The following is a 22,009-nucleotide window of genomic DNA, read 5'->3' as shown; positions in this document are numbered from 1 at the left end:
GAACAAATAGACTTACAAAACAATAACAAAGAGGATCCGTTACCCCAAAGTATTAGCCTACAGATTGTCGACAATACTTAACTTAAGCGGCGGATTTCGCTAGAATCCCCCCCGCCAAATCAGAATTCGATTTCCACATCGACAGGGTCTGTCAGTCGGCCGCTCAACGGTCCCGGCCCTGATGCATAACGAGGGCTTTATCGTGCTTGAAGCATACCGTAAACATGTAGAAGAACGCGCCGCCGAAGGCGTCCCGGCCAAGCCGCTGGACGCAGAGCAAACCGCGGCTCTGGTCGAGCTGCTGAAGAACCCGCCGGCGGGCGAAGAGGAATTCATCCTGGATCTGCTGACCAACCGTGTACCGGCGGGTGTAGACCAGGCTGCCTACGTAAAGGCAGGCTTTCTGGCTGCTATCACCAAGGGTGAAGCCAGCTCTCCGCTGATCGACAAAGTAAAAGCGACCGAATTACTGGGCACCATGCTGGGCGGCTACAACATCGCGCCGCTGATCGACTGTCTGGACAACGACGACCTGGCCCCGACTGCGGTTAAAGCGCTGTCTCACACCCTGCTGATGTTCGATGCCTTCCACGATGTGAAGGAAAAAATGGACGCAGGCAACGCCTTCGCCAAGCAGATCATGGAGTCCTGGGCCAACGCCGAGTGGTTTACCTCCAAGCCCAAGGTTGCCGAAAAGATCACCGTTACCGTGTTCAAGGTACCGGGCGAAACCAACACCGATGACCTGTCTCCAGCCCCGGATGCCTGGTCTCGTCCCGACATCCCGGTTCACGCCAACGCCATGCTGAAAATGGCGCGCGAAGGCATCGAACCTGAAATTCCCGGTGTCAAAGGCCCGCTGGCTCAGATCGAAGCCGTTAAGGCCAAAGGCCACCCGGTTGCTTACGTTGGCGACGTTGTCGGTACCGGCTCTTCCCGTAAGTCCGCCACTAACTCCGTGCTGTGGTTCTTCGGCGACGATATCCCTTACGTACCCAACAAGCGCGCTGGCGGCTACTGCTTTGGCGGCAAGATCGCACCGATCTTCTTCAACACCATGGAAGATGCCGGCGCTCTGCCGATCGAAATGGACACCGAAAAGATGAACATGGGCGATGTCGTCGACATCTACCCTTACGAAGGCGTAGCCAAGAACGCTGAGACCGGCGAAGAACTGTGCAAGTTCGAACTGAAAACACCGGTACTGCTGGACGAAGTTCAGGCTGGCGGTCGTATCCCGCTGATCATCGGTCGCGGTCTGACCACCAAAGCCCGTGAAGCCCTGGGCCTTGAGCCTTCAACCCTGTTCCGCGTACCGGTACAGCCGGAAGATACCGGCAAGGGCTACTCCCTGGCTCAGAAGATGGTTGGTAAAGCCTGTGGCGTTGAGGGCATCCGCCCCGGCACCTACTGCGAGCCGAAGATGACCACTGTTGGTTCTCAGGACACCACTGGTCCGATGACCCGTGACGAACTGAAAGACCTGGCCTGCCTGGGCTTCTCCGCCGATCTGACCATGCAGTCGTTCTGTCACACCGCGGCTTACCCGAAGCCGGTTGACGTCAACACCCACCACACCCTGCCTGATTTCATCATGAATCGCGGCGGTGTATCCCTGCGTCCGGGTGACGGTGTAATCCACTCCTGGCTGAACCGCATGCTGCTGCCCGACACCGTAGGTACCGGTGGTGACTCTCACACCCGTTTCCCGATCGGCATCTCCTTCCCGGCCGGTTCCGGTCTGGTTGCCTTCGCTGCTGCTACCGGCGTTATGCCGCTGGATATGCCGGAATCGGTACTGGTTCGTTTCAAGGGCGACACCCTGCAACCGGGCATCACCCTGCGTGACCTGGTTAACGCCATCCCTTACTACGCCATCAAGCAGGGTCTGCTGACTGTTGCCAAGGCAGGTAAGAAAAACATCTTCTCTGGTCGCATTCTGGAGATCGAAGGCCTGCCTAACCTGAAGGTTGAGCAAGCGTTCGAACTGTCTGACTCCGCCGCCGAGCGTTCTGCCGCTGCGTGCTCCATCAAGCTGGACGAAGCACCGATCGCCGAGTACCTGCGTTCCAACGTTGTGATGCTCAAGTGGATGATCAGCCAGGGCTACGGTGACGAGCGCACCATCTCCCGTCGTATCGCGGCAATGGAAGAGTGGCTGGCCAATCCGCAGCTGATGGAAGGCGATGCCGATGCAGATTACGCAGCGGTTATCGAAATCGATCTGAACGATGTGAAAGAGCCGATTCTGGCTTGCCCCAACGATCCGGACGACGTCAAGCTGCTGTCCGAAGTTCAGGGCACCAAGATCGACGAAGTCTTCATCGGTTCCTGTATGACCAACATCGGTCACTTCCGTGCAGCCGGTAAAGTACTGGAGAAGATTGGCAAGCAACTACCCACCAAGCTGTGGGTTGCACCGCCGACCAAGATGGACCAGTACCAACTGACTGAAGAAGGCTACTACGGCATCTTTGGCCGCGCCGGTGTGCGCACCGAAATGCCCGGCTGTTCACTGTGCATGGGTAACCAGGCACGCGTTGCTGCTAACAGCACCGTAATGTCGACATCTACCCGTAACTTCCCGAACCGTCTGGGTGACGGCGCCAACGTCTACCTCTCCTCTGCCGAATTGGCAGCGGTGGGTGCTGCGCTGGGCAAGATCCCGAGCTTTGACGAGTACATGGAATATGCCAAGGATATCAACACCATGGCTGCCGACGTGTACCGTTACCTCAACTTCAACGAGATTGAGAGCTACCAGAAAGCGGCGTCTACGGTGATCCCCACCGTTGAAGCCTAAGCTGGCCCGGTAAGACCAAGCCCCGCTCCGGCGGGGCTTTTTTTTGGATTTATCGATGCAGGCGCTATCATGGCACCTGCATCCACGACGACCTGCAATCACAGAGAGAAGCTGTTATGTCTGACCAACCCACCATCGCGGCCGACGAGCTGGAACGCCCTTTTCTGGCTCTGGTTTCCAAGCTGGTAGTCGGCGAAAAGCCCTGTCCCGTGCGCTTTATGTATCGCACGGTTCCCGCCAACCTGCGCGATACGGGCTGGCGTATGTACAGCGGCTACGAAGACCAGGACTTTCTGGCTGACTCCAAGAACATGCAACCCTACCCCACCGCAACTCTGATCCAGATGGACAACTCGCTGGATGAGCTACTGGGATCGAAGCCGGGGACAGTGTGGGAACGGGTGCCGGGCGATGCCTGGCAAGAGGTTCACGACTTTGAAATTCCGGTAGAAGAGGATGTCAGCACGTCGGTCACCAACGATGTGGATACCCTGAATCCAGCCGACAATCAAGTGATAAAGTAAACGCTGCCCGGCGAGGAGCGGGCGCTCCGGAATCCTGCGCCCTCCTCCCCAAGATAGGGCTTGCAGCAACGCATCACTTCCTCACCCAGAGAGTCGAGGTGATACAGCGGCTCCGTGCAACTCAATGCATGCAGCGTAACCGGGCTCTTAATCCCTCCGGCGTCGGCAACCGCCTGCAGACGACAGTTCCAAGCCCGCCCCCAAGGCTCGTCAGCCTCGCTCAGCAACACCTGACAGGGGACCCTCAGCAAGCCTGCAACCGCACCGGGAGAAGGTTGCGTCGCTGAGGACGGCGACAACGCGACCGTCCGTTGTCCGGCCCCCAGCCCCCCCTTCGGCCAGGCGTTCGACAGATCACCCACCAGCACTATGGCACTAGCCTTGCCGGGATTCGCCATGACCCAGCTCTGCGCCGCTTGCACACTCTCGTCCACGCCCAACAACAACAACGGCTCGGTGAGCCAATCGGTTGCGCTAGCCAATCGCTGCAGCGCGGTCTCAATGCAGTGTGTCGAGCCGGCCGACCTTTGGTTTCGAATGACCAGCAGGCGAGCTTGGTGCCTAATGACCGCCGGCGCCAAACTGACCGCCAGCTGCTCCACTGAACGTCCTGCGGGCGATAGCGCCAGCAACAATCCGCGACTGCGTTGGTGACGCCCTACCCACAGCATCTCCTCGCCGCCGCCGACAGCCACACCCCGTCCAATCTGCTGCAGTCGCTGCATCCGATCATCGCGCACATCGCATGCGGGAGTGCTCATTGCCGCTAGCCAGCTAGTGCGTGAGGAAACCAGGACGCGGCACCGCGCTGAACCTTGCCTTGATACTGCGGCAACCCCAGCCCCACGCTCAGCTCGACACTCAACATGACGCAGGATTCCTGACTATCATTGACCATTTTGAGCATATCCCCCTGGGTGATCTGCCACAGCTCACCAGGGCGCATCTGAATCCGCTCATCACCAATCTCGGCAATCATCCCGCGCTGCCCTTGAAGCATCAGGCAGTAAAGCACCCGATCATCGTCGGCAACGCGCCGCCGCTCGCTTGCGCCGGGGGCCAGCCATGACAACCGCACCGGCCCAACCAGCTGCCGCCGCTCGCTTGCCAGAGTAGCCAAATAGCCCTGGATCCCTGCAAGCTCGACATCAACTCGCCGCGCTCCCTGCACCAGTTGTAGCTGATCGTAGAACCCCTCGATCCCAACCGGCTGTGTGGCATCAAGGGCATGCTCGCTGTCCTGCGAATTCAACTGCCGGTCGATCTGGGCCAGGTCCTGGAGCAGCGTCTGGTCGACGCGTCCCAGATGAATCATCTTAAAGTTGTGCATAGCATCACCTTATGAACCCGTTGTGCCGCAGCATTCAGGCGCCCGCGGATAAATAGAGTCAAGGGGCAGGGGCAGTTGTCGCCAAACGGGGGGGGGGGAGTTCGAATACCGCTGCCAGCGCCCCCGACTCTAATTCCGCGAAACCTACGTGTTAACGTTGGCACCACAACCGGGATAGTTTTCCGTCCTGTACAGCATGATCCTGGAAATCTCCTTCGCCTAGGCACCAAGGCCCGGCTATTATTTCGACCACAGGTCTGATGCACTTTCAGACCAAAGTCCGTAGGCTAAGGCGCAACACCCCCTTAGGATCAACAGATGACAACCCTGACAAGCCGCACCGACAGCGAATCGGCCATCGCCCACCGCTGGCGCAACCTCAGTCTGATCGGCCAGTTCACCCTGACCAGTGCCGTCGTGCTGATTCTGGGTATGGCGCTGATCGGCTTTTGGGTTACCGACCAGATCAAGAACGGCGTGATGCGCAATACCGCATCATCCACCGCCATGTTCATGAGCAGCTTTATTGAACCTGTGGTTCAGGAACTCGCCCATCAGGATAGCCTGTCACCGGAAACCCATACCCTGCTGGACGAACTGCTCAACGGCACTGATCTCAGCCGGCGAGTGCTCTCGTTCAAGGTATGGAAGCAGGATGGTCTGGTAGTATTCAGCTCCCGGCATGAGCTGATCGGTAAACGTTTTCCGGTAACTGCAGACCTGGAACGCGCCTGGCGGGGCGAAGTCAGCGCCGAGTTCGATCAACTGGTTGACGAGGAAAACGCGCTGGAACGTGCCGAGGGCGTAGCGCTGCTGGAGGTCTACAGCCCGATCAGGCAAAACCGCACCGGTCGTATCATCGCTGTCGCCGAATTCTACGAACACGCCGAAGAACTCAATTCCAACCTTTTCTGGTCGACCCTGACCAGCTGGCTGGTGGTGGGGGGCGTCACCCTGCTGATGTTAGGTGCACTGTCCGTTATCGTACTGCGCGGCAACCGCACCATTGAGCAGCAACGCCGAGCGCTGGAAACCCAGGTTGCCGACCTCTCCTCACTGCTGAATCAAAACGAAGAGCTGCGCAGTCGCCTCCAGCGGGCCTCTCGGCGCACCGCTGAGATCAACGAGCGCTACCTGCGCCGCATCAGCGCCGATCTGCACGATGGCCCGGCCCAACTTATGGCCTTTGCCCTGCTCCGGATCGATAGTTTGCGCCGAGTGGTTCCACAAGATGAGAGCGGCACCGGACTCCATGATGTAGACACCCTGCGCCAGTCGCTTACCGACGCACTCAACGAAGTACGCGCCATCTGCACCGGACTGGCTCTGCCGGAGCTACGCACCCTGTCCCCGGAGCAGCTGCTGCGCAATGCTGCCAGCGCCCACGAGCGCAGCACCGGTACCGAGGTAGAGGTAACCATTGAATCAGCCCCGGCCTGGCTCAGCCAACCCTACAAGATCTGCGCCTACCGGTTCGTTCAGGAAACCTTAAGCAATGCCTATCACCATGCCAACGGCGAGGGTCAGAAAGTCCGCATGCGCTGTGTCAGCGGGCTACTGGAGATCGAGGTCTCCGACAGCGGGCCCGGCCTCCAGCGTGGATCTGCTCCGGCAGGAGATCACGGTCTGGGCCTGCCGGGATTACGGGAAAGGATCGAAAGCCTGGGAGGCAACATGCGCATCCTCTCCAGCAAAGGCCAGGGAACCCGCGTTATGATGACCTGCGAAGTCACCCCCCAAACGGACGAGGAGCACCCATGAATCCGATCCGGATCGTACTTGCCGACGATCACCCGCTATTTCGCGAAGGGGTCGCCAAAACCCTGAGCGACAGCGGACGCTTTGAAGTCGTCGGGCAGGCAACCACGGCCACCGAAGCGCTGGAACTGGCCGAAAGCCTGCAACCGGATCTGGCACTACTTGATATCAGCATGCCCGGCAGCGGTATCGAGGCGGCCCGCCGCATCAGCCAGGACTGCCCCGGCATCAATATCGTCATGCTGACCGTGTCGGAGCAAGACGATGACGTCATGGCGGCGCTTAAAGCCGGGGCACGCGGTTATGTGCTCAAGGGTATTGGCGGGGAGGAACTGGCCGATGTGCTGAGCGCGATAAAGCGCGGAGAGTCGTACGTGTCACCATCCCTTGCGGGGCGCCTGCTGGCCGAAATGCAGAACCCGTCGCGTGAGCTCGGCAATGGCCCGTCGGAACTCACCGCGCGCGAGGAACAGATACTGCGCTTGGTAGCCCAAGGACTCAGCAATCGAGAAGTGGGCGAACGCCTGGAGCTGCAGGAGAAAACGGTCAAGCACTACATGACCAACATTCTGCAAAAGCTGCAGGTGCGCAACCGGGTAGAAGCGACCCTCATTGCCCGGGATCGCTATCACGACCTGTAGGCACCAGAAGGGCCGCATAGCGCGAAGCCATCTCTTCGGAAAAACAGCAAAAAACCACTTTTTTCAGCCCCAGTAGAGTCTCCAGCTCCCGTCGGACGGCCTCGATGGCAACCGGTACAGCCTCATCGGGCGGATAACCGTAAACACCGCAGCTAATCGCCGGAAACGCGATAGTCTCGGCCCCGTGGGCTTTAGCCAGGCGCAGACTGCGCCGATAACAGCTCGCCAACAGATCCGCTTCGCCGTTATTGCCACCACTCCACACCGGCCCTACCGTGTGAATCACATAATCGGCTGGCAGCGAGAACCCAGCGGTAATCTTGGCATCGCCGGTAGCGCAGCCACCCAGTTGACGACACGCCTCCAGCAACTGCGGTCCTGCCGCACGGTGAATGGCCCCGTCGACACCGCCTCCGCCAAGGAGGGAGGGATTGGCCGCATTGACAATCACATCCACCTCAAGACGGGCAATGTCAGCGCACTCAACATCAAGGGTTGCCACCATCCGACGCCTCCTGCTCACCAACTGCCATATATCAATATAATCAGCTGATTTTTTGGGATTTACTATACGTTCGACCTATGTCCATCCGCCGCCGTATCTGGCATAGTACTGCGGTTTTGTGGCTCCGAACCAGCGCTGGTCCCGTACGCCTGAAACGCTGCTCGCCGGCGTTAGCAGACGCACTCCTCGAATCAGCATAGCTCGGGTACAGGGTATAACTATAACCACCTCCTAATCCCCACATACAGAGCCGGTCCCGCACGGTCGAGCCGGCCTCGTCTAAAAACTTAGGTGTAGGAAAACGAGAATGACAAGCACATTCCCTCAAGCGTTCGTGCGCAATTTCCTCGGAAATTCGCCCATATGGTACAAGAAGACCATCCTGGCCTTCCTGGTCCTCAATCCGATTCTGCTGCTCGTCGCCGGCCCCGTCGTGACCGGCTGGATCCTGATTTTTGAGTTCATATTCACGCTCGCCATGGCGCTCAAGTGCTACCCGCTGCAGCCGGGCGGCCTCCTCGCCATCGAAGCACTGGTGATTGGCCTGACCAATCCCCATACGCTGTTGCATGAGGTCGAGCAGAACCTGCCGGTACTGCTGCTGCTGATGTTCATGGTGGCCGGCATCTACTTCCTCAAGGGGATGCTGCTGTATGTTTTCACCAAGATCCTGTTGAACGTACGCGATAAAATCAAACTGTCGTTGCTGTTCTCCTTTATGGGCGCCTTCCTGTCTGCATTCCTGGATGCACTGACAGTAACAGCTGTGCTGATCAGTGCCGGTGTCGGCTTCTACGCCGTGTACCACAAAGTGGCGTCCCACGGTCAAGATCACGACCCCGACCACAAACACGATCACTCCGGTGACGAGCACCTGGCGGAAGAGCGCCGGCAAGAACTGGACGATTTCCGCGCCTTCCTGCGTAGCCTGCTGATGCACGGCGCGGTCGGTACTGCATTGGGTGGCGTCTGTACGCTGGTGGGCGAGCCGCAGAACCTGTTGATCGGCGCCAAGATGGGCTGGAACTTTATGGAGTTCTTCCTGCAAGTAGCCCCGATCTCCATCCCGGTTTTGTTCTGCGGTCTGGCGACCGTGGTTGTAGTCGAGAAGAAGAGTCTGTTTGGCTACGGCGCCCAGATCCCGGAAAACGTGTTCAACATTCTCAAGGATTTTGACGCCAAGCAGGAAGCCAAGCTGACCAAGCGAGACCGCGCGCAACTGTATGTGCAGTTCGCCTGCGCCGCGTTCCTGATTGTCGGTCTGGCGTTCCACCTGGCTGAGGTGGGCTTTATCGGCCTGACCGTTATCATTCTGGCCACCGCCTTCAACGGCATCACCGAAGAGCACCAGATCGGCAAGGCGTTTGAAGAGGCCCTGCCCTTTACCGCGCTGCTGGTGGTATTCTTCGCGGTGGTTTCCGTGATTCATGACCAGCACCTGTTCAAACCGATCATCGATGCGGTGCTGGCGATGGATATTGGCGTACAGCCGGCGATGTTCTTTATCGCTAACGGCATTCTGTCCGCCATCAGCGACAACGTGTTCGTAGCCACCGTTTATATCAACGAAGTGGCTGCTGCCTATGATGCGGGCAGCATTACCCGTGAGCACTATGACCACCTGGCTATCGCCATCAACACCGGCACCAACCTGCCCTCGGTAGCAACCCCCAACGGTCAGGCAGCGTTCCTGTTTCTGCTGACTTCCGCCATCGCACCGCTGGTACGCCTCTCCTATATGCGGATGGTGATCATGGCCCTGCCCTACACCATCGTGCTGAGCGTTGTTGGCCTGCTAGCCGTAGTGGTAGTCCTGTAAACGCAACACATGGCACAAAAAAAGGGCTCCAATCCGGAGCCCTTTTTTATTCGTTGCGGCCTGTTAATCGCGCAGGGTTTTGAGGTAATCGATTAACTCCGCCCGCTGGTCAGGATCCGTAATGCCATTCATGGTTTTCTTGGTACCGGGGACGAAAGCGGAGGGGCTTGCGAAAAATTCATCCAGCTCCTGCTCTGTCCACTGCCCGCCTTTTTTCTTTAACGCGATGGAGTAACCAAACCAATCCGCCCGCGCCTTGGGTGCATCAACCACACCCCAAAGGTTTGGCGCGCTGCGATAGGGGCCGTTCTTTTCCAGACTGTGGCAAACTACGCAGGCCCCGGCTGCACTGTCCTTGCCATAAGGTTCTGCCGGTAGCGACGAGCTGCCCGACTTGGCAAAACTGATCACCGACAACGCGCCCAATACCGTTACCGCCGTTGCGGCGATTCGCCGCTGTCCAACGCCTGACTTCATAGTGACACTCCCTTTAACCCCAAGCAGCTAAGGTTATTCAGAATAGACCAGCACGAGGACAAATGAGAAATCAGTAGATCCGCGGTTCGATCTCCAGCTCGACGCCAAAGCGCTGCCGGATATCCCGCTGAATGCGCGCGGCCAGCTGCAGCAGTTGCTCGCCCGTCCCGCCACCACGATGCACCAGCACCAGCGCCTGACGGTCATGCACGCCAACGGCCCCCTCTACATAGCCTTTCCAGCCGGCATGATCGATTAACCAGCCCGCTGCCAGCTTCATACCCGCACCGTCGGGGTAAGCAACCAGCTGCGGATACTGCGCACGCAGCTGTTGATAGATGACCAGATCAACCACCGGATTCTTGAAGAAGCTGCCGGCATTAGGAATCTGATCAGGGTCCGGCAATTTTGCCTGACGCAGGGCCACCACCGCGTCAAACAGATCTCGCGCTGTCGGCTGTTCCAGCTGCCGGAGAGCGTCCCGAATACCCTGATAACCCAGTTCAAGGGCAGCAACACGCCGCAACCGGAAGCGCACCGCCAACACTACAACCGCATCACGTAAACCGCGCTTGAATACACTGTCGCGATAGCTGAAGTCGCAATCCGCATTATCGATCCAGTAACACCGGCCGTTAGCACGGTCCAGCACCTCCACCGCATCGATGTAGTCTTTTACTTCAACCCCGTAGGCCCCGATGTTCTGAATCGGCGCCGCCCCCACCGTGCCCGGAATCAAGGCCAGGTTTTCCAGTCCGTACCAGCCCTGGGAAACACAGTGATCCACAAACGGATGCCAGGGCTCACCCGCTTCCGCGGTTACCAGAACCCAATCGTCATCCTGCGATTGAGCCGCAATACCGCGGGTGATGATACGCACAGTGGCACCGGGGTAATCCCCCCGAAGAACAATATTGCTTCCCCCTCCCAGGATCAGGGGAGCGCCAAACGGACGGGCAGCGGCAAGGGCATCGACGAGCTGTGCCCGCGAGCCAACCTCAAACAGGGCGGCACAGCGCGACGGCAGCCGCAGGGTATTCAGATCTGTAAGGGTGTGCGGGGCCGGTTCAGCCATGAAGACGCTGCTGGATATCGCTCAACAGTCCATCGGCAGCCGCTTCGATCAGGTCCAGCACCACTTCGAACCCTCGTGATCCACCATAGTAGGGGTCGGGCACTTCCCGAAACGGCTGATCGGGGGCGTAATCCAGAAACAGCGACAACTGCGCGCGGGGATCCGGCGGCTGGATCGCGCGCAGCGAGGACAAGTTATGCTCATCCATCGCCAGAATGTAATCGTAGCGATGAAAATCCTCCGCCAACGCCTGCCGGGCACGCAACCTGGAGAGGTCATAACCGCGCTTGCCAGCCGCTGAGACCGAACGATGATCGGGAGCCTTGCCGATATGGAAAGCGGCGGTACCGGCAGAATCAACATCGATCAGCTCGGCAAAACCGGCATCCTGGACCTTCTGCTGAAAAATACCGTGGGCGGTGGGAGACCGGCAGATATTGCCGAGACACACAAATAAAACGCCTATCCGCTGCATAGCTCAACCGCGCCCGCTGATAAAATCACTAACCAGACGATCACTTTTGAGAATGTGGTTGCCCAGCCAGTTGTTCATGAATTCGAGCAGTTCGATACTCACAATGCGCTCACCACGACGGAAGGTTTCCAACTGGTGGCGTACCTCTGCCATCAGTTTTTCATGCTCTCGCTGATGCTGCTCCAATCCCGGGTACTGGATCTCTCGCATTACCACCTCTTCCTGGTGGAAATGCTCACGGGTATAGGCCAGCAGTTCTTCCAGCACTCCGCCGACGGCATCCTGCCCTTCACCGACACACACCGCTTCATACAGTTGATCCAGTAGTGCAAACAGCTTGCGATGCTGGGCGTCTACCTCCGCATCGCCCATGGCGTACTCGTCACGCCACAAATATCTGGACACCCTTAATCCTCCTTTACGCGTCGGCTGCTGAAGTTGCCATGTGTCGCCGTACCTGCTCAAGATCGTCCAGCGTATCAACGCCGGCCGGTACCGCTTCGTCGGCACGATCCACATGAATGAAAGCGCCGTTCCATAACGCCCGTAACTGTTCAAGAGACTCGGTACGCTCCAGCTCGCAGCTGGGCCAGCGGACGAAATCATTAAGCAGCTTCACCCGGTAGGCGTAGATCCCGATATGGCGCTGGTAATCGAACCCGGTCGGCAGTGCGGCGGGTAATTCATCCCCGGCGAACGCATCTCGTGGCCACGGAATTGGCGCCCGACTGAAATAAAGCGCACGCCCCTCCGCGTCAGAGACCACCTTGACCGCGTTGGGGTTCAGCAGGGTTTCGGTATCTTCCACCGGTTCGGACAGGGTGGCGATCACCGCCCGCGGCTCGGCAGCCAGATTGTGCGCGACCTGATTGATGATCCGTGGCGGGATCATCGGCTCATCGCCCTGCACGTTAACCACAATATCGTCGGCATAAAAACCGCGCTGGCGTACCACCTCCTGCAACCGGTCTGTGCCGGAGGGGTGGTCCGCGGATGTCACGCATACATCGGCACCAAAAGCGGTTGCCGCTTCGGCGATACGTTGATCATCGGTAGCCACGATAACCGCCCGTGCTTCACTGGCACAGGCGCGTTCGTAAACATGCTGGATCATCGGCTTGCCATTGATCTCCAGCAGCGGCTTGCCGGGCAAACGGCTGGAGGAGAAACGGGCGGGGATGATGACCGTAAACGACATTACTTCTGCTCGCGCTCTTCAGCGGTCAGTTCACGCGCTTCGTTTTCCAGCATCACCGGAATCCCATCGCGGATGGGGTACGCCAGACCGCTGGCACGACACACCAGCTCATTTTTCTCTTTGTCCCACTCCACCGGTGCTTTGGCCACCGGGCAAACCAGGATATCCAGTAGTTTCTTGTCCATTTAACAACCTTTATCTGCAACCGCCCGCAAACGTGCGGCCAGCTGTTGGAAAAATTGCGCCGGCAGCTCTGCGTTGACGGGCAGATAATACCTGTTGTCCGACGCGAATGCGCGACATTTTACCGCATCCTTGGCGGTCATGATCAACGGCAACGGGTCACCAAATTCCAGATCCTCCGCGCGAATCTGGTGATGATCCGGCAGGGGGTGTTCCTGCGGCTGATAGCCAAGTTGATGCAAGGTTCGGAAAAAACGTTGTGGGTTGCCAATACCGGCCAGCCCATGTACCGGCCCGGGCGATATGTCAGCTTCAGTGCCATCCAGACGCCGGACCGGCCCCGGTAACAGGGTCATGCGGTGAGCTCCGGGATGCATCCAATCGCCACCGTTAATCACCACCAGATCGACCTCATCCAGGCGCGACGCCGGCTCTCGCAGAGGGCCCGCCGGCATCAGTGCTCCGTTGCCCAGTCCGCGCTCACCGTCCACCACGGCGATCTCAACATCACGCCCCAGCGCGTAGTGCTGCAGCCCGTCGTCACTGAGTATCAGGTTACAGTCTGTATTCGCAAGCAGGTGACGCGCGGCACGGGCACGGTCCGGATCAACCACTACCGGGCAGCCGGTCGTCTGGGCCAGCAGCAGCGGCTCATCGCCACAGGCGCTTGCGGCAGTATGCTCTTCGACCCGCAGCGGATAATGATCGCTGCGCCCTCCATAGCCGCGACTGACAATACCCGGTCGCCACCCCTGCTCCACCAGCCAGGTACAAAGCGCTTGGGTCAGAGGCGTTTTACCGGTCCCGCCAACACTGATGTTGCCAACCACCACTACCGGTACCGGTGCCTGCCAGACCGTTTTATCGCCCTGACGGTATTGCCGCCGCCGTTTGGCAGCAAGGGCGCCGTACAGTGCCGCCAAGGGACGCAACCAGAATGGCGCGCGGTCGCGGCCGTACCAGAGTTGCTGCAACCAGGCGCTCACTATTCGCTCTGGTCGCGACGCGTGGTGATACTGAGATGGATAAACCCGAGCTGCCCCGCGGCATCCATCGCCGTGACCACCGATTGGTGGGGAGACAAGGCATCGGCGGTAATTATCACCGGCAGGGTTTCCTTGTCACGCGCCTCCTGACGAATGGCGCGTTTGAGGGTGTCGAGCTGGCCGTTTACCAGCGTCTTGCCATTAACTGCAAACTGACCATCGGCGGTAATGCTGATATCAATCACCAGAGGGTCCTCGACGGAGACCTCCGTCGACGCCTTAGGGAGATCGATTTTGAGGTGGGTTTCCTTGGTGAAGGTGGTCGACACCATAAAGAAGATCAGCAGCAGAAACACCACGTCGATCAAGGGCGTCAGGTTGACACTGACCTCTTCGGAACGCTGTCGCTTGAACTGCACGGCGCGCCCCTACTCGAAGTCCACGTCGCGGTCACCGTGGATCACTTCCACCAGTTTGACCGCTTCCTGCTCCATCTCCACCACAAGGGTATCGATACGGCGAAGAAAATAGCGATGGAGAATCAGTGCAGGAATAGCCACACTGAGGCCTGCGGCGGTGGTAATCAAGGCTTCGGATATCCCTCCCGCCAGCACGTTGGCGTTCCCGGTGCCCTGAATCATGATCTCGCTGAACACCTTGATCATTCCGACTACGGTTCCCAGCAGCCCGAGCAGCGGCGAGATTACGGCGATAGTTCCCAGCGGGTTGAGAAAGCGCTCCAGTTCATGGATGACCTTGCCGGCGGTTTCGCTGATGCTTTCCTTCATCAGTTCACGGCCATGCTTGGAGTTATTGATGCCGGCGACCAGAATCTGCCCCAGCGCCGACGAGTTGCGAATACGCGCCAGCTGCTCCCGATCCAGGTTGCCCTTTTTCACCAGCGCCCAGACCTCGGTCAGCAAATGACGCGGTGCTACGCGGATCCGCCGCAACGTCCAGAATCGCTCCACACCGATGGCCAACGCCACCACCGAACAGAGCAGTATCGGCACCATCAACCAGCCACCTGCAGTAATCAACTCGAACACGCTTGCCTCCTATGCGCAAAACCGCCCGTAATGTAACACACATAGAGCGCGAGACTTAATCCCACCAATAATGAAACTGCAACCCCGGCCAAGGATCGAGGCGCACCAGCCCGTCGGCACTCAGACGCCACTGCAACATCCCTTTTTCTGCGGTATTGAACAGCGTCGCTCCACGGTCACGCAACCGCGCTTGTACCGTCTTATGGGGGTGACCAAAACGGTTACGATACCCGGACGAAAAGACCGCGGTTGAAGCCGATACTGCATCGACAAAAGCAGGGGTCGATGAACTGCGGCTGCCATGGTGGGGCACTAGCAACCAGTCGGATTTCAGCATCTGCCCATGAGTCGCCACCAGCGCGGCTTCGTCAATCCGCTCAATATCGCCGGTCAACAACGCCGCTCTCATGCCACTACTGATCCGCAGCACGCAGCTGGCATGATTTCCGGACAATCGTGACGATGACGCCGGTGGGTACAGCACCTCGAATAACACGCCGTCCCAACGCCAGTACTGGCCGGCTCGGCAAGGTAAGCCACCGGTCAACGGCGCCTCGCCACTGAACAGCTCACCCACCCCGAACGCCTTGCGAACCGCCGCCAGACCACCACTGTGGTCACTGTCATCGTGGGTTATCATCACCCTGTCCAAATGCTCGATCCCCTGGCGACGCAGATACGGCAATACGGTCACCTCCGCGGCGGCGAAACCGGAACGGAAGCGGGGACCGCTATCGAACAGCAGCCGGTGACCTGCGGTCTCAACCAGCACCGCAGAACCCTGCCCCACATCAAACACCGTCAACCGTGCGCTGGCGGGTGCCGGGGTATCAGCAGCGGGCCACAGCAACGGCATCCACAGCACAACTCCCAACCAACGCCCGGGCAGCGCCCGCGGCGCCAGCATCAGCAAGGAGCCCAGCGAGGCCAGCAGCACCCCCGGCAGGGAAACTCCGCCGGGGGTCCACAGGTATGCCAGCGCACCCGCCTGGGCCAGGGCCATATCGAACCACCCCATGGCCACACCCACCCAGCTTAGCGGTTCCACGCCCATACCAAGCAGATAGGCCAGCAGCGCCAGCAGCGCTAACGGCAACAGCAGCAAGGTCACCAGCGGGATGGCGATCAGATTGATTAAAGGTGACCAAAGCGACAACTGGTGGAACGCCAGCAACAACCAGGGGCCGATACCGAGAAAAGCCGCCCACTGGGCCCACAGCATCGACTGGAGAGGCGATGTTTTGGCACCGCCACGACCCCCAAAGGCGTACAGCAGACAGCCCGCCGCGGCAAACGACAGCCAGAAGCCCGCACTCCGCAGCGCCAGCGGGTCAAGTAGCAGCACGGCTGTCGCCGCCATCCACAAACGCTGGGCGTTCGAACGCGAACGCCAACTGACCCAGCCGTACAACAGCACCGCCACCATCACCCAGGCCCGCTGGGCGGGCAGCCCCCAGCCAGACAACGCAGCGTACAAACCGGCCACCAGCAACGCTGATACCAACGCAGTCTGCTGCCGGTAATGCAGCCGCAGCCGTGGCTGCAGGCGCCCGATCCGCACCATGGCTCCATACACCAGCAGCGCCACCAAGCCGATATGCATGCCGCTAACAACAAACAGATGCAAGGTGCCGGTATCACGCAGGCGCTGCCACTGGGCCTGGCTCAACCCGCGACGGTCCCCCAACAGCAGCGCTGCCAGCAGGGCGCCGCGCTCTGAGTCCAGCGACAAAAGCTGATCGGCCAACTGCCAGCGCCAACGGTCCCATCGCCCCTGCAAGCGGGCTTGACCCCGATACGCATCGACGTCTGCCCGGTAAACGTACCCAGTGGCATCAATCCCGGCGCTTAACAGACTCAGGTCGCGATCAGGCCCGGCGGGATTACGATAGCCATGGGGACGTTTCAAGCGCAGGTCGAACTGCCAGCGCTCTCCCGGCAACGGTAGACGCTGGCACTGATACCAGCTCAGGCGCAACAGCCGTGGGGCGGAAGCGGCAGGCTGTGGCCAGTGATCGACATGCGCATCAAAGCGGCAATAGTCGTCGCGGCTCAGGGGCAGACCCACAACGGTCACTGCCACCGACAGGGTTTGCCCCTCAAGTTCGACCGGCAGCCGATGAGCGAGTTGCCACTGCCCCCAACCGATCCCCCAAACCAGACCCAGCAGCAACGGCCACAGCGGTCGCCCATAAGGATGCAGACGCAGCAGCAGCGCCATGAACAAGAGTACAACGGTAACGGACGGCGCGGGCAGAGCGGGCCAGAAAGCCACCGACGCCAGCGCCAGGCAAAACCGGATCATCCCTGAACTCCAGTTGGCTTAACCGAGGGTAACGTGCATAATTCAGCGAGTTATAGATCTTAGACCCGATAACAACCAGAAAAGAACCCTTTTTCATGCCGCGCCGTTTTATCAAGCGCTACATGCCGGACGAAGCGACGATCAAGGAGCACCCCCATCTCAGCAAGCTGGGGCGCTTTATTCACGATCCCAATCTCTGGCACCTGAATCGCAACTCCGTGTCGCTGGCGTTTCTGGTGGGCATGTTTTGCGCTTTTCTGCCGATACCGATGCAGATGGTGGTTGCAGCGGCGCTGGCGATTCTGGTCCGCAGCAATCTGCCCATCGCCGTGGGCCTGGTCTGGATTACCAACCCACTCACCATGCCGCCCATCTTTTACGCCACCTATCGAGTCGGTATGTACCTGCTTGGCAACCCGGTGGAAGATGCCCAGTTTGAACTCACCATGGAGTGGTTTACCCGGGAACTGTCGCGCATCTGGTGGCCACTGCTGCTGGGTTCCGTGGTTTGCGGCGCCGTAACAGCAGTCGCCAGTTACTTTGGCGTTCGCTACCTGTGGCTGTGGCGCGTCGGGCGTAGCTGGAAGAAACGCAGCCATCGCAACCGCAAGCGGCCCGACAACGACTAACCGGCCGAGAAAACAAAAAAGGCCGCAAACCGCGACCCTTGATATCTCCCCGCCGCGCGACCCTAGTCCTCTACCAACCGGCCGTCGATCAGGCGCAGCACCCGATCCATTCGCCCCGCCAGCTCAACATCATGAGTCACGACCACAAACGCCGTGTTAAGGGTTGCATTCAGCTCCGCCATCAAGGTTTGTACATCCTCGGCCGTATGAGAGTCGAGATTGCCGGTGGGTTCATCCATCAGCACCGTACCGGGCTCGGCGACCAACGCACGCGCTATCGCCACGCGCTGGCGCTCACCACCGCTCAGCTGAGCCGGCTTATGCTGCAAGCGACCGGACAGACCGACGCGCCCCAGCATCTGCTCCGCCCGCTGCCGGACTTCATCCCGCGGGGTCTGCCGTAACAGTAGCGGCATCGCCACGTTCTCCAGCGCGCTGAACTCGGGCAGCAGATGGTGGAACTGATAGACGAATCCCAGATGCTGGTTGCGCAATCTGGCTCGCTGGTTCTGATTCAGCCTACTCAGCGCCTGACCACCCACAGTCACCTCACCGGAGCTGGGATCATCCAGACCGCTGAGGATATTCAGCAGCGTGCTTTTGCCCGATCCGGAGCTGCCGACAATGGCAATACGATCACCCGGTGCAATGCACAGATCAATGCCACTCAGCACCTCAACCCTGGCACCCGCCTCCTGATAGTGCCGGCACACATCACGACACTCGATCACCGCCTGATCACTCATAACGAAGCGCCTCCGCCGGTTTAGTCTGCGAGGCGCGGTAGGCGGGATAGATGGTTGCCAACAGACTGATCAGCAGCGACGTCAGGGCGATGACCGCAACGTCCGGCCAACGCAACTCTGAAGGCAGGTAACTGATGAAGTACACCTCGGCGCTGAGGAACTGAATATGAAACACCTGCTCGATCCAGGCCACCACGTCAGTGACGGTCAGCGCCATCACCACCCCGAGCGCGGTCCCCACCAGCGTACCCACACAACCGATATAGCCGCCCTGAACGATAAAGGTCCGCATGATGGTGCCGGAACTGGCACCCATGGTGCGCAAGATAGCGATATCGGAACGTTTGTCCGCCACGACCATCACCAGCGTCGAAACGATATTGAAGGCCGCCACAGCGACAATGATGAACAGCAGCAATCCAATCATTTTCTTTTCCAGCTGGATCGCTTGAAACAGATTGCCATGGGTGCGGGTCCAGTCACTGACGCGATAGCCACCCTCCAACGTCCGGGCAATCCGGCGAACTTCGCGAGGTGCGTCAAACAGGCTATCAAGCTTCAAACGGACACCTTCGACGCCGCTGCTAATGCGCTTGATCCGGGCCGCATCCTCAAGATGGATGTACGCCATGCTGGCATCGAGTTCCGCGCCCACGCTAAAGACCCCGACGAGGGTAAAACGCTTGAGGCGGGGAAAGACCCCAGCCACCGAAATCGACGCTTCCGGTAACACCAGCGTAATTTTGTCACCCAGCTGAACACCGAGCGAACGTGCCAGTAGATCACCCAGCACGATGCCAAACTCGCCACCTTGCAGCGCATTCAGCTGCCCCTGGGTCATATGCTCTCCCAGAATCGATACCCGCGGTTCGTAAGCGGGATCAATACCATTGACCAACACCCCCTGAACCACGCCGTGCGAAGTCAGCATACCCTGGGCCGTGATGTAGGGCGCGGCCCCAACCACCTTGGGCTGGTTTTCCAGCTCCTCAATCAGCGGCTGCCAGTCCTGTATCTCGTTGCGATACAGGCTCAGGGTGGCGTGTGGCACCATACCCAGTATCCGTTGACGCAGCTCACGGTCGAAGCCGTTCATCACCGATAGCACCAGAATCAGCACCGCCACCCCGAGGGTGAGGCCGATCATGGAAACCGTCGAGATGAATGAGATGAAGTGGGCCCGCCGCTTGGCGCCGGTGTAACGCAGCCCGATAAAAAGAGACAGAGGTCTAAACATGGGGCGGAATTAAAACACAGTTGCCCAGCCTGCCGCACTACTAATCGCCGCCTTGGCTGGGATATAGTTAGCACATTATCACTGCAGGTAACCGATTGATGTCCGAGGCTGATCGTCGCCACACATTCCGCATGCCGGACCGCGCTACGGTGGAGTTGAAAAAAATGACTTCAACCGAGCAGTCGCTCACAGCGCTGTTTCCGCCATCCACCTACGACCAACTGCTGCAACAGCTGTGGCTGACAGACCAGGAGATTGATCGTCAGTTACGTCGCCTGGAGGAGCAGGAGCGCTCTGTTGGCCACTGCCTGCGCCTGTTCAGCCAGAAACTGGAGCTGCTGGCACAGGCGGCCTGCCGGAGCGACACGGACCAGAAAACCCTCGCCATCGATCTGAGTGAAGGCGGCTTCTCGTTGCAAACTGACACCCCGCTCTCCATCGGCACCCGCTACGCCTTACGCCTGCGTCTGCAACCCCGCGGCATTCCGTTGGTGTGTCATACCGAGGTGGTCTACAGCCACAGCGGCAGTGACGGCAAGATGCGCCACGGATTTCGCTTTGTTGACCTGAGCGAGCAACAACGCCTGATGCTTATCCGCCACCTGTTTCAGCTGCAGGCTGAAGCACGCCGACAGCAGCATGAAGCCAACGCATGACCGGGTTTCCCCACAGCGATCTCGTTACCGCTTATGATCAGCTGACGGCCGCGCTGGCCCGCTTCGCCAACGCACTGCACCACAGCGACCACTCCCTCTGGGTTCCACTCACTGACGCAGAAGTGGCCGCAGGGATCGATCCGCGCAGCAAGGCTATCGCGCTGTACTGTAATCTGTGGCACAGCGGCGACGGCGACGGGCGCCGCACCGAATCGCGCCACGGATTGGTCGCCATCGACGACTCACTGGTACCCCAAGTACAGGAAATCAACGCCGCGAAACGCCACTTCCAGCAAGCCACCCGTCCCTTTAGCCAACAGCAGGCGGCTTGGCGCAAGCACCTGCAAACCCGCGGCGCAGAACTGCGCGACGCCCTGGCCACCAAGGGACTGACCCGACTGCACCTGAAACAGTGCTATCGCCAGTTACCACTGGTAGAGCGCCAACCGGAACACGTCGGTTTCAACTGGTACAGCTCCGGTCGCAGCATCAAGCGAGTCAGCCTCGGCGCGGCACAGGACGCACTCTGTAAAATGGGTGGCGACAAACCGCACATCGCGCTGCAGCTCAAACAACTAGGCCAGTTGCCGCCCGATACGCCGTTAGCCCAAGTGCAACAACAGGCCCCGTTAATGCGCTGCAATCTGCGTTTTGCAACCGCACCGGAACGCCAGGCCCTCAACTTGTCGCTACCCCTGCTTTACGTTGCGCACCCGGGACAACCACTACCCAGTCACAACGAGCCGCCACTGACGCCCCCCGAAGGCCGACAGCGCCGGATCCGAAGCGACTGCCGTCTTGAAGAAGAACCCTTTCTGCCCAGCCTGCGCATCCATCGTTATCAGGAGGGACCATGAACCGCAATAGCGACAACCCTCTGCTCTACCAGTTGCTGATGGCGTCGGGTTTGCTCGCCCTGATCGGCTGGTTTGCCCTGATGCGCCAGGTCGGCTTCATGAGCTGGTTAACGAGCCTGGGCCCCGACAGCCACATCGGCGCTCTGAATCTGGTTGCCATCATGCTGTGGATGCTGCCGGCGCTGCTGATCTGGAAGTATTACCTGCGCTGGATCAACCGCCGCCTCAGGGTGCGCGGTATTTACTATGAAGACAGTTATTACGGCAACAACGCGCAAAACCACTCTTCCGGCCCCGAGTGCCCGGATGACACCACCGACCAGCCCCGGGGTGGCGCGCCCCAACACAAAGGCCCTGAGCATGACTCCTGATCTGAACCCCACTTTCTGTCGCCGGCTACTTGTCGCTCACCTGATCGACACACTCGAACGCCCCAGCGTGCCGACACTGATGACGGTCACCGGTTGGCCACGCCGCACCCTGCAGGACATCATCAAGGCGCTCCCCGGCTGGGGAATAGAGGTCACCTTCGTCGAGGACGGCGTTCGCCATAACGACGGCTATTATCGCCTGAGCAGTTGGGGGGCGTTCCGGCAAGAGTGGATCAGCGCCCAGCTCGACCGTCTGTGCAAAGTGGTCGAGCTGCGGCTGCCATAAAGCATGAGCACTCGCCTGCCACCATCACCGCGGCGCAACTGCCGCGACTGCAATCATTTCAGGCTCACCGAGCAGGGACCACGCTGCCGCTTCCGTGGC

Annotated in this window: 25 protein-coding genes; 10 read left to right on the top strand and 15 right to left on the bottom strand. The window is 59.5% G+C overall.

All coding sequences use genetic code 11. The features are described from left to right. The first annotated feature begins 202 nt into the window (after positions 1-202). Positions 203-2,803 (top strand): bifunctional aconitate hydratase 2/2-methylisocitrate dehydratase, encoded by a 2,601-nt coding sequence (gene acnB, locus JJQ76_RS08555; RefSeq protein WP_210396348.1) that lies wholly within the window; start codon positions 203-205, stop codon positions 2,801-2,803. A gap of 116 nt (positions 2,804-2,919) precedes the next feature. Next, positions 2,920-3,327, top strand: a complete 408-nt coding sequence (locus JJQ76_RS08550; protein WP_210396346.1) for an immunity protein Imm33 domain-containing protein — start codon at positions 2,920-2,922, stop codon at positions 3,325-3,327. Here JJQ76_RS08550 and JJQ76_RS08545 read toward each other — a convergent pair. Both JJQ76_RS08545 and JJQ76_RS08540 read right to left on the bottom strand, forming a co-directional pair. Beyond that, the gene (locus tag JJQ76_RS08545) at positions 3,312-4,088 is read right to left on the bottom strand and encodes a hypothetical protein (protein ID WP_210396344.1); all 777 of its coding nucleotides are present in this window, start codon (positions 4,086-4,088) and stop codon (positions 3,312-3,314) included. The genes JJQ76_RS08550 and JJQ76_RS08545 overlap by 16 nt on opposite strands. A 5-nt stretch (positions 4,089-4,093) precedes the next feature. After that, a complete protein-coding gene (locus tag JJQ76_RS08540; RefSeq protein WP_210396343.1) occupies positions 4,094-4,657 on the bottom strand; it encodes a hypothetical protein in 564 nt (187 codons plus the stop codon). Between the two features lie 318 nt (positions 4,658-4,975). Here JJQ76_RS08540 and JJQ76_RS08535 point away from each other — a divergent pair, with 318 nt between their 5' ends. Both JJQ76_RS08535 and JJQ76_RS08530 read left to right on the top strand, forming a co-directional pair. Then, positions 4,976-6,418 carry a sensor histidine kinase gene (locus tag JJQ76_RS08535; RefSeq protein WP_210396342.1) on the top strand — a complete coding sequence of 481 codons (1,443 nt, stop codon included), beginning with the start codon at positions 4,976-4,978 and terminating at the stop codon, positions 6,416-6,418. After that, positions 6,415-7,056 (top strand): response regulator, encoded by a 642-nt coding sequence (locus tag JJQ76_RS08530; protein ID WP_210396341.1) that lies wholly within the window; start codon positions 6,415-6,417, stop codon positions 7,054-7,056. The genes JJQ76_RS08535 and JJQ76_RS08530 overlap by 4 nt, the downstream gene beginning before the upstream one ends. Here JJQ76_RS08530 and JJQ76_RS08525 read toward each other — a convergent pair. After that, entirely contained in the window at positions 7,025-7,561 is a 537-nt protein-coding gene (locus JJQ76_RS08525; protein WP_210396340.1) for an O-acetyl-ADP-ribose deacetylase, read from the bottom strand. The genes JJQ76_RS08530 and JJQ76_RS08525 overlap by 32 nt on opposite strands. Positions 7,562-7,868: 307 nt before the next feature. Here JJQ76_RS08525 and nhaB point away from each other — a divergent pair, with 307 nt between their 5' ends. Beyond that, the gene (nhaB, locus tag JJQ76_RS08520; RefSeq protein ID WP_210396339.1) at positions 7,869-9,380 is read left to right on the top strand and encodes a sodium/proton antiporter NhaB; all 1,512 of its coding nucleotides are present in this window, start codon (positions 7,869-7,871) and stop codon (positions 9,378-9,380) included. Between the two features lie 63 nt (positions 9,381-9,443). On the opposite strand, the gene JJQ76_RS08515 is transcribed toward nhaB, so the two are convergent. The 10 genes from JJQ76_RS08515 to JJQ76_RS08470 all read right to left on the bottom strand — a co-directional run bounded on the left by JJQ76_RS08515 (position 9,444) and on the right by JJQ76_RS08470 (position 17,128). After that, entirely contained in the window at positions 9,444-9,857 is a 414-nt protein-coding gene (locus JJQ76_RS08515) for a c-type cytochrome (protein ID WP_210396338.1), read from the bottom strand. A 70-nt stretch (positions 9,858-9,927) separates the two neighbouring features. Next, complete coding sequence (murB, locus tag JJQ76_RS08510) at positions 9,928-10,932, bottom strand: UDP-N-acetylmuramate dehydrogenase (protein ID WP_210396337.1); 1,005 nt, start codon at positions 10,930-10,932, stop codon at positions 9,928-9,930. Next, on the bottom strand, positions 10,925-11,407 hold the full coding sequence (locus tag JJQ76_RS08505) for a low molecular weight protein-tyrosine-phosphatase (RefSeq protein WP_210396336.1): 483 nt from the start codon (positions 11,405-11,407) through the stop codon (positions 10,925-10,927). The genes murB and JJQ76_RS08505 overlap by 8 nt, the downstream gene beginning before the upstream one ends. Before the next feature lie 3 nt (positions 11,408-11,410). Next, positions 11,411-11,812, bottom strand: coding sequence for a bacteriohemerythrin (locus JJQ76_RS08500; RefSeq protein WP_210396335.1), 402 nt, complete (start codon positions 11,810-11,812; stop codon positions 11,411-11,413). Between the two features lie 13 nt (positions 11,813-11,825). Further along, a complete protein-coding gene (gene kdsB / locus JJQ76_RS08495) occupies positions 11,826-12,605 on the bottom strand; it encodes a 3-deoxy-manno-octulosonate cytidylyltransferase (protein ID WP_210396334.1) in 780 nt (259 codons plus the stop codon). Beyond that, entirely contained in the window at positions 12,605-12,790 is a 186-nt protein-coding gene (locus JJQ76_RS08490; protein WP_210396333.1) for a Trm112 family protein, read from the bottom strand. The genes kdsB and JJQ76_RS08490 overlap by 1 nt, the downstream gene beginning before the upstream one ends. After that, a complete protein-coding gene (gene lpxK / locus JJQ76_RS08485; RefSeq protein ID WP_343232502.1) occupies positions 12,791-13,774 on the bottom strand; it encodes a tetraacyldisaccharide 4'-kinase in 984 nt (327 codons plus the stop codon). After that, positions 13,774-14,193 carry an ExbD/TolR family protein gene (locus tag JJQ76_RS08480; RefSeq protein WP_210396332.1) on the bottom strand — a complete coding sequence of 140 codons (420 nt, stop codon included), beginning with the start codon at positions 14,191-14,193 and terminating at the stop codon, positions 13,774-13,776. Before JJQ76_RS08480 ends, lpxK begins: the two co-directional genes overlap by 1 nt. A 9-nt stretch (positions 14,194-14,202) precedes the next feature. Next, positions 14,203-14,823 carry a MotA/TolQ/ExbB proton channel family protein gene (locus tag JJQ76_RS08475; RefSeq protein ID WP_210396331.1) on the bottom strand — a complete coding sequence of 207 codons (621 nt, stop codon included), beginning with the start codon at positions 14,821-14,823 and terminating at the stop codon, positions 14,203-14,205. Positions 14,824-14,878: 55 nt separating this feature from the next. Next, on the bottom strand, positions 14,879-17,128 hold the full coding sequence (locus JJQ76_RS08470) for a DNA internalization-related competence protein ComEC/Rec2 (RefSeq protein WP_210396330.1): 2,250 nt from the start codon (positions 17,126-17,128) through the stop codon (positions 14,879-14,881). 95 nt (positions 17,129-17,223) lie between these two features. Here JJQ76_RS08470 and JJQ76_RS08465 point away from each other — a divergent pair, with 95 nt between their 5' ends. Continuing rightward, positions 17,224-17,757, top strand: coding sequence for a DUF2062 domain-containing protein (locus JJQ76_RS08465; RefSeq protein ID WP_210396329.1), 534 nt, complete (start codon positions 17,224-17,226; stop codon positions 17,755-17,757). A gap of 62 nt (positions 17,758-17,819) precedes the next feature. Here the strand turns inward: JJQ76_RS08465 and lolD are convergent, their stop codons facing one another. Together lolD and JJQ76_RS08455 are read right to left on the bottom strand one after the other, a co-directional pair. After that, entirely contained in the window at positions 17,820-18,503 is a 684-nt protein-coding gene (gene lolD / locus JJQ76_RS08460) for a lipoprotein-releasing ABC transporter ATP-binding protein LolD (RefSeq protein ID WP_210396328.1), read from the bottom strand. Beyond that, on the bottom strand, positions 18,496-19,740 hold the full coding sequence (locus JJQ76_RS08455; protein WP_210396327.1) for a lipoprotein-releasing ABC transporter permease subunit: 1,245 nt from the start codon (positions 19,738-19,740) through the stop codon (positions 18,496-18,498). The genes lolD and JJQ76_RS08455 overlap by 8 nt, the downstream gene beginning before the upstream one ends. A 98-nt stretch (positions 19,741-19,838) precedes the next feature. Between JJQ76_RS08455 and JJQ76_RS08450 the strand changes: the two genes are divergently transcribed. Genes JJQ76_RS08450 through JJQ76_RS08435 form a run of 4 tightly spaced genes read left to right on the top strand, consistent with a single transcriptional unit; the run spans position 19,839 to position 21,910 of the window. Then, a complete protein-coding gene (locus JJQ76_RS08450; RefSeq protein WP_210396326.1) occupies positions 19,839-20,396 on the top strand; it encodes a PilZ domain-containing protein in 558 nt (185 codons plus the stop codon). Beyond that, positions 20,393-21,253, top strand: coding sequence for a DNA replication terminus site-binding protein (locus tag JJQ76_RS08445; protein ID WP_210396325.1), 861 nt, complete (start codon positions 20,393-20,395; stop codon positions 21,251-21,253). The genes JJQ76_RS08450 and JJQ76_RS08445 overlap by 4 nt, the downstream gene beginning before the upstream one ends. Then, positions 21,250-21,624, top strand: coding sequence for a hypothetical protein (locus tag JJQ76_RS08440; protein WP_210396324.1), 375 nt, complete (start codon positions 21,250-21,252; stop codon positions 21,622-21,624). Before JJQ76_RS08445 ends, JJQ76_RS08440 begins: the two co-directional genes overlap by 4 nt. Further along, positions 21,614-21,910 (top strand): helix-turn-helix domain-containing protein, encoded by a 297-nt coding sequence (locus tag JJQ76_RS08435; RefSeq protein WP_210396323.1) that lies wholly within the window; start codon positions 21,614-21,616, stop codon positions 21,908-21,910. Before JJQ76_RS08440 ends, JJQ76_RS08435 begins: the two co-directional genes overlap by 11 nt. Positions 21,911-22,009: the final 99 nt, after the last annotated feature.

The sequence above is a fragment of the Motiliproteus sediminis genome (assembly GCF_017912535.1).
Lineage (GTDB): Bacteria > Pseudomonadota > Gammaproteobacteria > Pseudomonadales > Balneatricaceae > Motiliproteus > Motiliproteus sediminis.
The sequence above is the reverse complement of the archived record's forward strand: the minus strand, read 5'-3'. Positions and strand labels throughout refer to the sequence as shown.